A 15671-nucleotide genomic window follows, 5' to 3' on the forward strand; every position below is an offset into this window, starting at 1 on the left:
GACAAAAATGACATTAATCATTGGAAATGAGTGATTTAATATATTAGTTTTGTCCTATATTTTAAAAAGAAACTATCATGGCAATCGCAAAACAATATCTGAAAACAAAACCTGTTTGTAAAGTAACTTTTACCGTTCCTGCGGAAGAAGCAAAAAAAGTGGCTGTAGTCGGCGACTTCAACAATTGGAAAGCTACCAAGACTAGCGCTTTAAAAAAATTGAAAAACGGTACATTTAAAGGTACCTTGGAATTACCTAAAGAAGGTTCTTTCGAGTTCAAATATATCATTGACGGAACCTACGTAAACGAAGAGTCTGCTGATCGTTATCAGTGGAACGAATTTGCTGGTTCTGAAAACGCCGTTTTGGATCTTTAATGAGATACGAACAAAATTAAAGGCTACGGAATATTTTTCCGAAGTATTCCGTGCCTTTTTATTTCCTTATTTCGCCCCCTTTTTAAAAGGCAATCCTTCCTTGAATAGGTTTGGCAAGTTCACTTACTTGGGGTAGTACCGAGCAGTGTCGGTGTTTTCTTTCCGTCGACTTCGAGGGTATACTGCGATGCACGACCTTTCCATGGGCAAGTCGTGGGTGTTTCGCTAGGTTTGAAATATTATTCAAGAATACTGTTTTCTGGGAAATGTTGATTGTTTCCTATAATGAAGGCAGCCTCGCTTACCGCTACTACTGTATCGTTTCAAATGGCTTTTATGCTAGAGTTTTTTTAAAAACGTAGTTTTTGTACTGATTTTCAGGATCGGCAAATTGTGTTTCGATTTGCAACCCTGACTTTTCCGCTAGTTTGGCAACGGTAGCATCATCATATTTTTGAGATATTTCGGTATGTATGGTCTCCCAAGGGGCAAAATCGATTTTTACATTTAATTTTTTGATTTCGACCGACTGCTTCTTTTTTGAAACAAGATAACTTTTGGCAGTGCCTGTTTCGGGGTTGTATACTTCCCAATGTAAAAATTGATCCAAATCGAAATTTCCACCAAGTTCAGTATTTACCCGTGTCAAAATGTTTTTATTGAACGCAGCGGTAATTCCTGCTTTATCGTTATACGCATCTAGGATGGTCTGGGGATTCTTTTTTTGGTCAAACCCTACAAATAAAAGGTCTTCATCATGCATGAATTCTTGAAGGTGCGTCAAAAATTCAATGGCCTGTGGATGTAGGAGGTTGCCAATATTCGAACCTAAGAATAGAATTACCTTTTTGGAACCATTGGTGATGTTTATTTTTTCCAGTGTTTCGAAATAAGTACCCTGTTGCGTTTCCAAATCAATTTCTGGAAGTTCTTTACGAACTGATTTTTCAAGAAGATCTAAAACATTCTGACTTATATCGATGGGCTGGTATTTGAAAGGTATATTGCGGTCGGCAAGGTATTTGAGAATTACTTTTGTCTTTTTACCATCACCAGCGCCCATCTCAATAAGGTTGAACGCCTTTTTTCCTGAGGAAAATAACTGGGCAATTTTTTCCTTGTGCGTTTCGAGAATTTCATATTCACGGTCGGTAAGGTAATATTCGGGCATGTTCATGATATCTTGAAACAGCTTGTCCCCCTTCTTGTCATAAAAATATTTCGAGGATAAATGTTTGGGAAAATCAGTTAAGCCCCGGTATACTTCTTCTTCAAAAGGAGTTTCAAAAATAGTATCTATTGTTTGTTGCATATGGCGTAAGTCGTAGTTATTTGGCTAACCTTAATCCGGTAAATTGCCATCTTAGATTTGTTTGAAAGAAATTGCGATAGGTGAACCTTGTATGTCGCTCTGGTGTGGCGACCGAACCACCTCGAAGTACTTTTTGGTTGACCATAAATTTACCGTTGTATTCTCCTAGGGCACCATCAGCTTTTTTGTAGTTGGGATAAGGCAGATAGGCACTTTCGGTCCATTCCCAGCGTTGTCCCCAAGGAAAATGTAGTTGGGCCGTTTCCCACTCGAATTCCGTGGGCAGCCGACACCCTTTCCATTGGGCAAAAGCAAAGGCTTCATAATAGGAAATATGGGTTACAGGGGTATTCATCGGTACCTCTTGCAATCCTTTTAAGGTGTAATGGTGCCATTTATTGTCAATTTTATGCCAATATAATGGAGCTGAAATATGGTTTTGGTTTAGCCAGTCCCAACCTTCGGCATGCCATAAGTCAAATTTTGTATACCCTGAGGCATTGATAAACTCAATATATTCTTCATTGGTAACCAATTTATTTGAAATCAGATACGGTTGTAGGTATACTTTATGTCTGCCTAATTCATTATCATAGCAAAAGTCATTGGCATTGTGTCCGATTTCATAAATACCTTCCGCTATGGGTATCCATTGCTGTTGCTGAATTTCGTTCTGATGTGTTTCAACAGTAGCCGAATAGGCCGGTAGCAAAGGGTTGTTCCCTAAAATATATTTGATATCGGTCAAGAGCAATTCTTGGTGTTGCTTTTCATGGTGAATGCCTATTTCCAGCAATCCCAAGAGTATTTCATTTTGATTTTGTTCAAAAAATGATGCTATGGCCGTTGTCACATGGTTTCGATATTCATACACTTTTTCCACCGAAGGTCGAGAAAGGTTGCCCCGATCCGAACGTACGACACGTTTGCCTACCGTTTCGTAGTAGCTATTAAAAACGAAGGAGAAATCTTCATTGAAAATAGTATAGTTTTTGGCATAAGGTTTTAGAATGAATTCCTCAAAAAACCAGGTGGTGTGGCCTAGATGCCATTTGGGCGGGGAAACGTCTACGATGGGTTGTACCACATAATCTTCGATTTCGAGCGGTTCACAAATTTTTTCGGTGTGTTTTCGGGTTTCTAGAAAGAAATCAACGAGAGAATCGATAACGATCATAAAGACGATTTTGCACTAAAGATAAAGAATATGAAAATAGGGTATGGTGCTCGATACAGTTTTGGATCAATCCATTTGTAATTAAAATGGGAGTAGCATAAGATGTTGCAATAATTTTTATATTTTCATGCTCTTAGAAAAACAACACTTAAAAAATGAATTTAAAAAGCAGCATTGCCATACTTTTTCTGGTATGGTCACTTCAGAATGTTACGGCACAAGAACCGAAACTGAAAAAAGCATTTAACGGTAAAAACCTGAAAGGATGGGTGGCTCCTGAGAATAACACCTGGTGGAGCGTTCAAGACGGACTTTTAGTCGCAAAAAGCGGACCGGAGCAAAAGGGATCTATTTTATGGACTAAAAAAGTATATGGCGATTTCGTGATAGCGGCAGACTTTTTATTTGGTGAAGGCACGATTGACTCCGGTATATTTATTCGTACTGAAAAGCAACAAATTCAAATAGGAATTTCAGGGTCTTTAAAAAGAGACATGACCGGATCGCCCTATATTCCTGGAAAGGGATATCCTGTCGAGGCGAAAGATGTCGCCAAGCTACTAAAACTAAAGGATTGGAATACCATGAAGGTCAAAGCGGTCGGTAACATATATACCGTTTGGCTTAACGGGCAAGAGGTAATGCAATATGAGTCGGAAGATGCCCTTAAAGAAGGTCCGATAGGTTTGCAGTTACATCCTGGCAAGGATATGACCATAAGTTTCCGTAATATCGGGATAGGAGCCATTAAATAGGTTTGTTTATATTTTTTATCCAGACGTAGTTAAGCTCTGGTTCAATTATTAATTGTTCATATATCAATTTACTATGTGTAGTACTATTTTTTCAAAATTAAAGGGTGCCGGTATTAGTTTAATGGCCGTAGCCATGGTTATGGGTTCCTGTAAAGACGGAGCTAAAAAAGAAGCATCGACTATGAGTGAAGCCGAACCTGCCAGTAAAAGAATACAACTCGTTTCGAACGAAGCCGACAGAAGTGTAGATGTGATGATCGACGGAAAGCATTTTACCTCGTATATCTATCCTAAGAACATCAAAAAACCGGTATTGTATCCATTAATAACACCTCAAGGCACAAAGATCACAAGAAAATTTCCTTTGGAACCATCTGTAGGAGAGCGTGTTGACCACCCCCACCATGTGGGTGTCTGGTTTAACTATGGTGATGTTAACGGATTGGATTTTTGGAACAATTCAGATTCCATTAAAGTAGCCGATCGCGATGGCTATGGCACCATCATGCATAAGTCTATCGACAATATCACCGAAGGCGATGATGAGGCTAGTTTAGACGTTACTATGGACTGGGTTGCACCTGATGGCAAGGTACTGCTCAAAGAAAACACCACTTTTGTCTTTAAAGGGGAAGGGGATGTGTATTCTATTGATCGGATTACCAAGCTAACTGCTCAAGACGAGAAAGTTTTATTTAAGGATAATAAGGAAGGTATGCTCGGCATACGAACTACTCGAGAGCTGGAACACCCTTCCGATAAGCCCGGGGTGTTTACAGATGCCAACGGAATTGCCACCAAGGTCGAGAAGCTCGATAACGATGGGGTTAACGGGAATTACCTGAATGCCGAAGGTATCGAAGGTGAGGATACGTGGGCCAAGCGATCGAATTGGGTGAATCTTAGGTCGAAAATTGGAGATGAACATATCTCACTTGTGATTTTGGATAACAAATCGAATGTCGGTTATCCGACCTACTGGCACTCCCGTGGTTACGGACTTTTCGCTGCCAATCCGTTGGGACAGGCAGTTTTTAGTGATGGCAAAGAGGAGTTGAACTTTGAATTGGACAAAGGGGAAAGCACTACTTTCAAGCACCGAATTATCGTGGCTAGCAAGAATTTGGATAAAGCCGATTTGGATGGACGATTCGAAGCGTTCTCTGAATAGTCTTTTGCCATAAAATGCAATAACCACTGGGGATAAAATCTAAGAACCTCGGGAAATCTATCGATTTCCCGAGGTTCTTTGTTTTGGTACGTGAATTAAAACGGTAGGGTTTGAAAATTTAACTCCCCGTCCGCTTGAGTGCGGACACCCCTCTTTGAAAAAAGAGAGGCGCACATAGATGTGCTATTTTACTAAGAATTTGAATCCGGGGTGGGTTTACCGCAGGTAAAGTCGGAGGGTTGGAATCCCGGATTTTCACATGAAGGTAGTCGGACAAGTCTAGGTCTTCAACTCCCCGTCCGCTTGGGCGGACACCCCTCTTTGAAAAAGAGGGGAGCACATAGATTTGCTATTTTACTGAGAATTTGAATCCGGAGCAGCTCCTCCCTTTTTCAAAGGGAGGTGGGTTTACCGCAGGTAAAGCCGGAGGGTTCGGGTCCCAGATTTTTACATGATGGTAGTCGGACAAGTCTAGGTGTTTAACTCCCCGTCCGCTTGGGCGGACACCCCTCTTTGAAAAAGTGGGGAGCACATAGATGTGCTATTTGGCTAAGAATTTAAATCTGGGATAACTCCTCCCTTTTTGAAAGGGAGGTGGGTTTACCGCAGGTAAAGTCGGAGGGTTGGAATCCCGGATTTTCACATGAAGGTAGTCGGACAAGTCTAGGTCTTTAACTCCCCGTCCGCTTGGGTGCGGACACCCCTCTTTGAAAAAGAGGGGAGCACATAGATGTACTATTTTACTAAGAGTTTAAATCCTGGATAGCTCCTCCCTTTTTGAAAGGGAGGTGGGTTTACCGCAGGTAAAGTCGGAGGGTTAGCTTAGAATTATCTATCTAGAATTGCTAAACAAACTCCCCTTTCTCCCGCTGAACTGCGTTACGCGGGATTCATTCCCCTCTTTGAAAAAGAGGGGAGATAGGAGTTTACATTTTTACACTGCTACAATGCCTTTGATATGGGGGTGGGGATTATAATCCATCAAAGTAAAATCACCGAACGTAAAATCGAAAATGTCTTTTACTTCAGGATTCAATATCATTTTAGGCAACGGCCGCGGTTCACGGCTTAATTGCAATTCCACCTGTTCCATATGGTTGTTGTAGATATGGGCATCGCCAAACGTATGTATAAATTCGCCCGACTCGTATCCGCAAACCTGTGCCATCATCATCGTAAAGAGGGCATAGGAAGCAATATTAAACGGCACACCTAAAAAGATGTCGGCACTGCGTTGATACAATTGACAAGACAATTTGCCGTCGGCCACATAAAACTGGAAAAAAGCATGGCAAGGCGGAAGTGCCGCTTTGCCATTGGCAACATTCTCGGCGAACGATTTTGAGGTATCGGGCAACACACTAGGGTTCCAGGCCGATACCAACATACGCCGACTGTTCGGGTTGGTTTTTAAGGCATGCACCACTTCTTTGATCTGGTCGATCTCATCACCGTTCCAGTTGCGCCATTGGTGCCCATAAACGGGACCCAAATCGCCGTTTTCATCGGCCCATTCGTTCCAGATGCGTACACCGTTTTCCTGTAAATACCCAATATTGGTATCTCCCTTTAAAAACCACAGCAGTTCATAGACGATGGACTTTAAGTGCAGTTTTTTGGTGGTCACCATGGGGAAGCCCTCGCTCAGGTCAAAACGCATTTGATGGCCAAAAACGCTTAGGGTACCTGTGCCGGTACGGTCTCCTTTTTGGTTGCCGTTTTCTAGAACATGTTTGAGTAAGTCGTGGTATTGTTTCATTTTACGATGCTTTCTTTTTCAATTTTATATAAAAGTAATTCTTTATTATCATTTGGAATTTTTGTTGTTCCAATTAATTTTAGGCCAAGTTTTTCCAAAAGCTTTTGAGACCCTATATTGGTCTTTGTGGTGATGGCACTAATGGTTTTAAGTCCAAATTCGGTGAATGCCATGTTCTTTATTTCAGTAGCGGCTTCAAAAGCAAATCCTTTTCCTTCATATTGCGGTAAAAGGCCAAAACCGATATCAATGCCATCGACTCCGTCTCTGTTATAAAGTCCACAGGTGCCAATTTTAATACCATCAGCCTTTGTAATCAACGTATAACTTGAAAACCCGAGCTCTTGTAATTGTGGCAGCATTTTTAGCTGAATATATTTTTGGGCCGCTTCTATGGAATTGATTTTTCTATCTCCTACGTTTTCGATAAACTTGGGTGTATTTAGCAATTGATAAATTAATGCGGCATCTTCTTCAGAAGTCGCTTTGATGAGTAATCTTTTGGTTTCGAATGTTCTGTTTTGACTCATTTGCCTTCATCCGCAATAGTAATGCTTGTTGTATTGTACTCGTCAACCTGGTTAAATCACTTAAGCCAATGGCAGCTAAATATGGCAAGCAAAAGTTATTGTTCTTTTAAAAATTCAATTAATGGGTTTATAAAACTATCAAACTTTTCAATATGCGGTAAATGGCCCACGTTTTCTAATTCCACTAACTGGGCATTCGGAATTTCTTTTTGAGTTCGTTTGCCCAATTCATCATATAGTCCCATTGTTTTTCTCACCTTATCGGAAACCAAAGGTTTTCCGAGTGCAGTTCTATCCCTAGTGCCAATAATTAAAAGTGTGGGAGCAGCGATATTTTTAAATTCGTAGACAACGGGCTGGGTGAAAATCATATCATACGTGAGTGCGGCATTCCAAGCAATTCTTTCGTAGTCTGAATTTAATGTCCAACCCGCCAATAAGTTCACCCACTGATCGTATTCAGGTTTCCATTTGTTGTCGTAATAATTGACCAATTGATATTTTTTAATGCCGTCATAATTTTTTTTAAGCTCGTTGTTGTACCACCACTGTACAGGTTTATAAGGTACTTTTAGTTTCCAGTCCTCAAGGCCAATAGGATTTTCCAATATCAATTTTTCAGCTGTATCGGGATACATTAAGGTAAAACGCGTAGCCAGCATACCGCCCATAGAATGGCCCAGAATGGCCGTTTTCTTGATGTTTAAAGTGTCAAGAAGTGCTTTTGTATTTTCTGCAAGTTGTTGAAAGGTGTAATGGAAATGCGCTGGTTTTGAAGATTTTCCAAATCCGATTTGGTCGGGTACAATTACGCGAAACCCTTCTTTGCTCAACGCTTCGATCGTCGTTTTCCAATAGGCGCCATTAAAATTTTTACCGTGAAAAAGTACGATGTTTTTTCCATTGTAATTTTCGGGTTTAACATCCATATAGGCCATTTTTAAATCTTGCTCCTGTATTGTTAAGGCTACAGTAGAAACGGCATACGGATATTCATAGTTTGACAATTCGAGGTCAAGCCATTGTAGGCGCTCCGTTTGTGCGGTACTAAATTGAAAGGCCACTAAAAGTGTTAGTATTGTGAATAGGTTCTTTTTCATTAAATCAAGTTTTTATGCTATTAACGGTTTAGCTTGTAGCCAATTTTTTTGTTTTTATCTTTTTATTTTAAAAGCCTTTCGAACAGTTGTACATTTTTGTGTGCTAGCTTGCCCTATGGTTTGTTCAAGGCTCTATATAATTCTTATTCCCAAAAATTGGTCAGAAAGTATCAAAACTGAACTTGCTACCATAATTATAATAGTTGTCCAAAGTTGAAATTTTCCAGTGAGCTTATATTTTGTCGATACTTTATAAACCATAAAAAATAAAATTCCGCTCACAAGAATCGGCAAAGTGAATGTTCCAATTTCCAAGAACGCACTGATACGACCTTCATCGTTTGGATTGATAAAATTCATTATTCCCGCAAAAATTCGCATATAAAATGCTGTGAATAAGAACAGATAAACAGGTTTGTTCCAATGACTTTGTTTAAGAAAGACAAATGCAATTAGTCCTTGAAAGATTGTTATAATCGGCCCTGATGCTGAAATCATGATTTTATGTATATCTGTCGGGCCTTCTCCGCTTACAGAAGATGTTCCATTCAATCTCATTATGGTATCATAGCCCAATGATTCGCTTGTTAGCCAATGGGCAAATTCGTGAATTATCCATGTGAGAATCACAATGATTATTCCTGTGAGTATGTATTTTATCGTTATTTTTTGTTCGATCACTCGTTAATATAGTTGTTTTTTAGCTTGTGCCCAACGTGTTTGTGTATGTAACGTAGTGTGAAAAATAACACTAACTTTTCGGATTAACAGAGAGCCGAATTTTTATATTTTGGTTTAAAGTTTCTCTTTTAAAAGCCAAATTAAAAATTTGGCGACCCACATAAATATAGCCAAACCTTTCGGCTAAGCATTTATTAGCTATGTTTTATACACCGTGTCGGCAGTAGTTTTACTTTTCAATTTCATATGTAAGGTTGGATAAGGTTTTCCAGAGGAATCCAATTCAGAGCGATCTACTACTTGAAAACCACAATGTTTGTAAAATCCAACTGCTTGTTCATTCTGTTCATTAACGTCAACCTTGGTAACATTTAAATTGTCAATTGAGTAGTCTAATAATGTTTTGCCAATTTTTTTTCCTCGATGTTCAGGGTCAATAAATAGCATTTCTAAACTCTGTTCTGCAGCACCAAGGAAACCAACAATTTTATTCTCATTGTTCCTTACACACCTTAATTCAACAGCATCCAAATACGTGTTTAAAATCAAAGGTTTGAAATACTCAATGTCTTCTTCTTTCAAAAAGTGATGGGTTGCTCTAACTGAAGATTCCCAAACGCTTACTACTTCTTGATATTCAGTTTTATTGATTGTATCTATTTTTTGTTTCATTTTCTTAATTACTGCCAACAATTGTATATAATCATTGATCAATATCTATAATATGTCAAAATAGGCTAGAAGCCAACTGCTTTTTAGTACTGTAAAATTACGAGATTCAGGTAGTTATAGGTGCTGTGGTCGAAAGGGAGTTTTCAGAATTTATTAACGAAGTGTTTTAGGGTGAAAAGGGTAAAGGGTGAAGGGTGGAAGGGTAAAGGGTAAAGGGTGAAGGGTAAAAGGTGAAGGGTAAAGGGTGAAAGGTGAAGGGTAAAGGTGAAGGGGAAAGGGTGAAAGGTAAAGGGTAAAGGGTGAAGGGTGAAAGGTGAAGGGTGAAAGGTGAAAGGTAAAGGGGAGAGGGTTAAGGTAAAGGGTAAAGGGTGAAGGGTGAAAGGTGAAAGGTGAAGGGGGGAAAGGTAAATGGGTAAAAGTAGAAAGGTTAAGGTTTGGAGTTGTATTTTATTAAGGCGGCGATTCTTTTTTGAAGTAATTGTATATCACGTATTATCATTGATCCGGTTTTGGCATCAATAAAATCTAAATCGGAACATAGTATTAAATGCGATTCCAATTCATAGGCCGACCCTAGGCTAATCTGTAAAAAACGAACAAAGTCTTTTTGGGAATATTTCGCCGAGCCCTCGGCTATATTCGCGGGAATAGAAACGGCGCACCTGTTTATCTGTGATGTGAGTCCGTATTTTTCTTCATCCGGTAATAATTTTGTAATCAAATAGACATCCTTTACCAACTTCCGGGCTTCTTTTCAAACCTCAAGTTCTCTAAAGTTCCTCATATTTGGCCCATTTAGTCAACCCATTACCTAGGGCCCTTCACCTTTGTTTTACCCCAAAATCATTCCCGCAATCGTAGCCGAAAGCAAAGAGGCGATAGATCCGCCCAAAACGGCGCGCATACCAAATTCAGAAAGGGTCTTGCGTTGGCCGGGGGCCAGGGAGCCGATACCACCGATCTGTATGCCGATAGAAGCAAAGTTGGCAAAGCCGCAAAGCATATAGGTGGCCATGATCACCGATTTATTATAGGTAAAATGGGTGGTACTGAGCACGTTCTTTAATTCGGTCAATTGAATATAGCCGATAAATTCACTGGCCGCCAATTTGATGCCTAAGAGCTGGCCCATCAATAATATATCTTCTTTGGCCACCCCGATCAACCACATCAACGGAGCGAAAATAGTTCCTAATATCGCCTCTAACGATAATTGTTCGTACATAGAGTTTTTGGCAATCCACCCGTTGAGAGAGGTCCAATCACCGACCCAACCGAAAATGCCGTTCAGCATGGCAATAAACGCCACAAATACCAAGAGCATGGCACCGACGTTTACAGCCAATTTGAGTCCCTCGGTAGTACCGTTGGCAATGGCATCCAATATATTGGCGCCAATTTTTTCGGTAGATACCTTTACATTGGTATCGATTGCTTCCGTTTGCGGATATAGAATTTTCGAGACAACGATCGCCCCGGGTGCCGCCATGACCGAAGCGGCCAATAAATGTTTGGCAAAAGTCAATCGAAGGGCAGGGTCATCACCCCCTAAAAATCCGATATAGGCCGCCAATACCGCCCCGGCGACGGTAGCCATACCCCCGATCATGACCAATAAGATTTCCGATTTGTTCATTTTTTCGAGATAAGCCTTGATCAATAAAGGGGCTTCGGTCTGACCCAAAAATATGTTACCGGCAATACTGAGGCTTTCCGCGCCCGAGATGCCCAATGATTTGGTTAACAACCATGCGAGTCCGCGTACTACTTTTTGAATGACCCCTAGATAGAACAATACCGAGGTCAACGCGGAGAAAAATATAATGGTCGGCAACACCTGAAAGGCGAAAATAAAGCCGAAGGTATCCATGTCGACGACAAGGCCCTCGAACAGAAATTTACTTCCTGCCCGGGTATAATCCAACACACTGACGAAAACCTTTCCGATACTTTCAAAAATGAGTTTTACAAAGGGAACTTTTAAGACACCGATGGCAATCAACAATTGCAATGTCAACCCGATTCCGACGGTTTTCCAATTAATGGCTTTTCTGTTCGAACTAAAGAGAAACGAGATTAAAATAAGCACCCCCATGCCCAGAATGCCACGCCATAGGCTATCAATGGAGAAACCTTGGTTCGCTATAATTTCAGAGGAGCCCATGTCGTTGATAATCGTTGTCGCATTGATGGTAGTGCTTAGCGTATCTTGAAGGCTAGTGGTTTGTGCTATGGAAGGAGATGCTATAAAAAGGGGAAACAGAAAAAACCAGGGAAGGGATTTCATAAAAGACGATTGGTTGAGTGGGCCCTTTGAACGAGGCCTTAAAATCTATTTTTTTTGATCTGTTTGTGTCAAAATTGTACTGGGGCTAAAATAGCTCGAAATCCAAAAAAAAATTAAAACTCATTATTTATGCCAAGGAATGTTTTTTATTACAAGGCACGGCAAGCTAGTTGCGTTTTGATATTTCGTCCCTAAGTTTGGCTGCCTTTTCGTAATCTTCATTGGCGACCGCTTTTTCCAATTCTTTATGCAGTTCTTCGAGATTAAGTTCTTTATAGGCACCTGAGGGGTCGTTATCGATTTCAACGGTTTCGCCTTCTTGTAGAATTTCATCTACCATGATGCTGTCATCGCTTTCTTCCTTTTCCTTGTCTTTCTCCTTGGAGGAAAACTTCAGAAAAATACCTGCTTTGTCCAATATAGTTTTGTACGTAAAAATCGGTGCATTGAAACGGAGGGCCAAAGCAATGGCGTCACTGGTTCTGGCATCGATTATCTCCTCGATTTTATCGCGTTCACATATAATACTCGAATAGAAGACACCGTCGACCAGTTTATGAATAATCACTTGCTTTACAACAATATCGAAACGATCTGCGAAATTTTTAAAAAGGTCATGGGTCAGCGGCCGTGGCGGCTTGATTTCCTTTTCCAAGGCAATGGCAATGGATTGGGCTTCGAAGGCACCAATAACGATAGGAAGCTTTCGATCGCCTTCCACTTCATTCAAAATAAGGGCGTAGGCACCATTCTGTGTCTGACTGTACGATATCCCTTTAATTTTTAATCTGACTAGACTCATATCTCGCTATAAACCAAAAAAGGCTGTTCAAAAAAAGGGATGACCAATTATTTGAACAGCCCTTTAAGGGCGTAAATTAACAAAAATTAAGCGTTTTGGGCTTTAAATTCCTTTAATTTTTCAGTGAGTTTAGGTACAATTTCGAAGGCATCTCCTACAATTCCGTAGTCCGCAGCCTTGAAAAACGGTGCTTCAGGATCGCTATTGACGACTACTTTTACCTTTGAGGCGCTTACTCCGGCCAAATGCTGAATGGCTCCCGATATGCCAATTGCGATATACAAATTACTGGCAACAGGTTTCCCTGTTTGCCCTACGTGTTCCCCGTGCGGTCTCCAACCCATATCGGAGACAGGCTTGGAACATGCCGTGGCCGCACCCAGCACATCGGCCAATTCTTCGATCATACCCCAATTTTCAGGACCCTTTAAACCACGACCACCGGAAACAACGATATCGGCATCGGCTATGGTCACCTTGCCAGCAACTTTGTCGACTTCTACCGATTTAACGGCAAAACTTTCATCATTGATACTAGGGGTGAAATCTTCAACGGTAAGAGCCACTTTGTCTTCTACCAAACCGAAAGCATTATTCGATAGGCCGATAACTTTATTTTCTGTGTTGACTTGGGTAAATGTGAAACTTTTATTACTAAAAGCCGTTCGTTTTACTACAAACGGACTAATACTTTCCGGGGCCGCAACCACATTGGGTACATAACCCGCCTTTAATTTAGCCGTCAAAATAGGCGCCAAAAATTTGGAGTTTGCACTCGAACTGACAATGATTACCGTTGCCCCTTCTTTTTCCGCTGCTTGCGCGAGGGCATCGGCATAGGCCAAAGCAGTAAAGGTGTTCAAGTTTTCATTTGTGACGTTGAGTACTTTTGAAATACCATAATTGCCCAAATCATCATTTTCTGAGGTATTGAACGATATGGCCGTAGCGGAAGAACCCATCGCCTTGGCAACCGCACTCGCATAAGATGCTACCTCTAGGGCATTCTTCTTGAACTTTCCGTTTTCTGATTCTGTATATACTAAAACTGACATAGGTTTATAAAATTTTGATTAGCAAGTGTTCTTTCCTGAAAATTGCTCGGCAAGCAGCACTTGTAATTGTATTTATATAGAATTAAATGACTTTTGCTTCATTGTGAAGCAAGTCTATCAGCTCGTCAATGTTATCCGCATCAACAAGTTTAACCGTGCCTTTTGGGGCAGGCTTTTCAAATTTGGTGTCTTCTGTTGCTTTTGTAGCTTCCGTCGGTTCCACAACATTCAAGGCCTTTTTTCGGGCCATCATAATACCGCGCATGTTCGGAATACGTAAATCGCTTTCTTCGACCAATCCCTTTTGTCCCGCGATGACAAGGGGCAGGGTAGTGGCTATTTTTTCCTTTCCGCCATCTATTTCACGAATAGCGGTGGCGTTCGTGCCATCGATTTCTAAATTTGTACAGGTGTTTACGAAATTCATGCCAAGCAAGGTGGCCAAAATACCAGGAACCATGCCGCCATTGTAATCGATGGACTCACGACCTGCGATTACAAGGTCGTAATCGCCATTTTTGACCACATCGGCCAATTGTTGGGCTACAAAAAAGCCGTCGGTAGGCACTGCATTTATCCGTATGGCTTCATCGGCCCCGATAGCTAAAGCCTTACGCATGGTAGGCTCTACCGTGGCTTCGCCGACAGTCGCTACGTGAACGGTAGCACTTTGTTTTTCTTTGAACCACATGGCGCGTGTCAACCCGAATTCGTCATTGGGATTGATTACGAATTGCACACCGTTTGCATCAAATTTTGTATCACCATCGGTGAAATTTATTTTTGAAGTAGTGTCCGGAACGTTACTTATGCACACTAATATTTTCATAGTATATATTTAAGACTTAAAATGAATGCAGCTAAGATAGTCAAACTTTTTAAAAAATACTATGCATGCATAATAAATTATATGGATTTTTTTAATTCCTTCACTCGGTGTTTTGATAGATATTTTGCTATTTTTGCTAGCATTCTGAGAATTAATGTTTGACAAGGACAACCAAATATAAATGAAGACACTACAGTTTAGACAAGCCATAGCGGAAGCGATGTCGGAAGAAATGAGAAATGACGAGAGCATCTATTTAATGGGTGAGGAAGTTGCCGAATATAATGGTGCTTATAAGGCCTCTAAGGGGATGTTGGACGAGTTTGGCCCCGATCGGGTAATTGATACACCTATTGCCGAACTTGGTTTTGCCGGTATTGGCGTAGGTTCTACGATGGGCGGCAATAGACCCATTATCGAGTTTATGACATTCAACTTTGCCTTGGTAGGTATCGATCAGATTATCAACAATGCCGCCAAAATTCGACAAATGTCGGGAGGGCAGTTTCCCTGTCCGATAGTTTTTAGGGGGCCAACGGGCTCTGCGGGCCAATTGGCTGCGACACATTCCCAAGCTTTCGAGAGTTGGTACGCCAACTGTCCGGGTTTAAAAGTCGTAGTGCCATCGAATCCGGCAGATGCAAAAGGATTGTTGAAAGCGGCGATTCGTGATAATGATCCGGTCATTTTTATGGAATCGGAACAGATGTACGGAGATAAAGGAGAAGTTCCAGAAGGGGATTATACCATTCCTTTAGGGGTCGCGGATATTCGTAGGGAAGGTACAGATGTTACCATCGTTTCTTTTGGAAAAATTATTAAGGAAGCCGATAAGGCTGCCGATGAATTGGCCAAAGACAATATTAGCTGTGAAATAATTGATTTGAGAACGGTAAAACCTCTGGATTATGAGATGGTTTTAAAATCGGTCAAAAAGACAAATCGATTGGTGATTTTGGAAGAAGCTTGGCCTTTTGGCAATGTAGCTACGGAGATTACCTATCATGTTCAGTCAAATGCCTTTGATTATCTGGATGCGCCCATTATTAAAATAAATACTGCAGACACGCCCGCGCCTTATTCCCCAGTGTTATTGGAAGAATGGTTGCCTAGTTATACCGATGTAGTCGAAGCTGTTAAAAAAGTAATGTATAAATAAGGTAG

15 protein-coding genes and 2 pseudogenes are annotated in these 15671 nt (G+C 40.8%); 4 read left to right on the plus strand and 13 right to left on the minus strand.

What is annotated here, in order from left to right; genetic code table 11:
• Positions 1-77 precede the first annotated feature (77 nt).
• On the plus strand, positions 78-377 hold the full coding sequence (locus AACZ88_RS14765) for an isoamylase early set domain-containing protein (protein ID WP_339711719.1): 300 nt from the start codon (positions 78-80) through the stop codon (positions 375-377).
• A 119-nt stretch (positions 378-496) separates the two neighbouring features.
• Here AACZ88_RS14765 and AACZ88_RS14770 read toward each other — a convergent pair.
• The 3 genes and pseudogenes from AACZ88_RS14770 to egtB all read right to left on the minus strand — a co-directional run.
• Positions 497-574 (minus strand): annotated as a pseudogene (locus AACZ88_RS14770) (hypothetical protein); the annotation flags it as partial.
• Positions 575-711: 137 nt separating this feature from the next.
• A complete protein-coding gene (locus AACZ88_RS14775; protein ID WP_339711721.1) occupies positions 712-1689 on the minus strand; it encodes an L-histidine N(alpha)-methyltransferase in 978 nt (325 codons plus the stop codon).
• A gap of 16 nt (positions 1690-1705) precedes the next feature.
• Positions 1706-2866, minus strand: coding sequence for an ergothioneine biosynthesis protein EgtB (gene egtB, locus AACZ88_RS14780; protein WP_339711723.1), 1161 nt, complete (start codon positions 2864-2866; stop codon positions 1706-1708).
• 155 nt (positions 2867-3021) lie between these two features.
• On the opposite strand from egtB, the gene AACZ88_RS14785 reads away from it, so the two are divergent.
• Both AACZ88_RS14785 and AACZ88_RS14790 read left to right on the plus strand, forming a co-directional pair.
• Entirely contained in the window at positions 3022-3621 is a 600-nt protein-coding gene (locus AACZ88_RS14785; protein ID WP_339711725.1) for a DUF1080 domain-containing protein, read from the plus strand.
• Positions 3622-3694: 73 nt separating this feature from the next.
• Positions 3695-4792 carry a PmoA family protein gene (locus AACZ88_RS14790; protein WP_339711726.1) on the plus strand — a complete coding sequence of 366 codons (1098 nt, stop codon included), beginning with the start codon at positions 3695-3697 and terminating at the stop codon, positions 4790-4792.
• A 934-nt stretch (positions 4793-5726) separates the two neighbouring features.
• Here the strand turns inward: AACZ88_RS14790 and AACZ88_RS14795 are convergent.
• The 10 genes and pseudogenes from AACZ88_RS14795 to AACZ88_RS14840 all read right to left on the minus strand — a co-directional run bounded on the left by AACZ88_RS14795 (position 5727) and on the right by AACZ88_RS14840 (position 14507).
• Positions 5727-6551 (minus strand): thymidylate synthase, encoded by an 825-nt coding sequence (locus AACZ88_RS14795; RefSeq protein ID WP_339711727.1) that lies wholly within the window; start codon positions 6549-6551, stop codon positions 5727-5729.
• Positions 6548-7081, minus strand: a complete 534-nt coding sequence (locus tag AACZ88_RS14800; RefSeq protein WP_339711728.1) for a GNAT family N-acetyltransferase — start codon at positions 7079-7081, stop codon at positions 6548-6550. Before AACZ88_RS14800 ends, AACZ88_RS14795 begins: the two co-directional genes overlap by 4 nt.
• Before the next feature lie 95 nt (positions 7082-7176).
• Complete coding sequence (locus tag AACZ88_RS14805) at positions 7177-8181, minus strand: alpha/beta hydrolase (RefSeq protein ID WP_339711730.1); 1005 nt, start codon at positions 8179-8181, stop codon at positions 7177-7179.
• A gap of 132 nt (positions 8182-8313) precedes the next feature.
• A complete protein-coding gene (locus AACZ88_RS14810) occupies positions 8314-8862 on the minus strand; it encodes a hypothetical protein (protein WP_339711731.1) in 549 nt (182 codons plus the stop codon).
• A gap of 198 nt (positions 8863-9060) precedes the next feature.
• Positions 9061-9534 (minus strand): GNAT family N-acetyltransferase, encoded by a 474-nt coding sequence (locus AACZ88_RS14815; protein ID WP_339711732.1) that lies wholly within the window; start codon positions 9532-9534, stop codon positions 9061-9063.
• A 427-nt stretch (positions 9535-9961) separates the two neighbouring features.
• Positions 9962-10276 (minus strand): annotated as a pseudogene (locus AACZ88_RS14820) (four helix bundle protein); the annotation flags it as partial.
• 90 nt (positions 10277-10366) lie between these two features.
• The gene (locus AACZ88_RS14825) at positions 10367-11821 is read right to left on the minus strand and encodes a nucleoside transporter C-terminal domain-containing protein (protein WP_339711733.1); all 1455 of its coding nucleotides are present in this window, start codon (positions 11819-11821) and stop codon (positions 10367-10369) included.
• 166 nt (positions 11822-11987) lie between these two features.
• Positions 11988-12623, minus strand: a complete 636-nt coding sequence (locus AACZ88_RS14830) for a bifunctional nuclease family protein (protein ID WP_339711734.1) — start codon at positions 12621-12623, stop codon at positions 11988-11990.
• 86 nt (positions 12624-12709) lie between these two features.
• Entirely contained in the window at positions 12710-13678 is a 969-nt protein-coding gene (locus AACZ88_RS14835) for an electron transfer flavoprotein subunit alpha/FixB family protein (RefSeq protein ID WP_339711735.1), read from the minus strand.
• A gap of 82 nt (positions 13679-13760) precedes the next feature.
• Positions 13761-14507 (minus strand): electron transfer flavoprotein subunit beta/FixA family protein, encoded by a 747-nt coding sequence (locus AACZ88_RS14840; RefSeq protein ID WP_339711736.1) that lies wholly within the window; start codon positions 14505-14507, stop codon positions 13761-13763.
• Positions 14508-14688: 181 nt separating this feature from the next.
• Between AACZ88_RS14840 and AACZ88_RS14845 the strand changes: the two genes are divergently transcribed.
• Positions 14689-15666 carry a pyruvate dehydrogenase complex E1 component subunit beta gene (locus tag AACZ88_RS14845; RefSeq protein WP_339711737.1) on the plus strand — a complete coding sequence of 326 codons (978 nt, stop codon included), beginning with the start codon at positions 14689-14691 and terminating at the stop codon, positions 15664-15666.
• The last annotated feature ends 5 nt before the right edge of the window (positions 15667-15671 follow it).

The organism is uncultured Kriegella sp. (assembly GCF_963975415.1).
In the GTDB taxonomy this organism is placed as follows: domain Bacteria; phylum Bacteroidota; class Bacteroidia; order Flavobacteriales; family Flavobacteriaceae; genus Kriegella.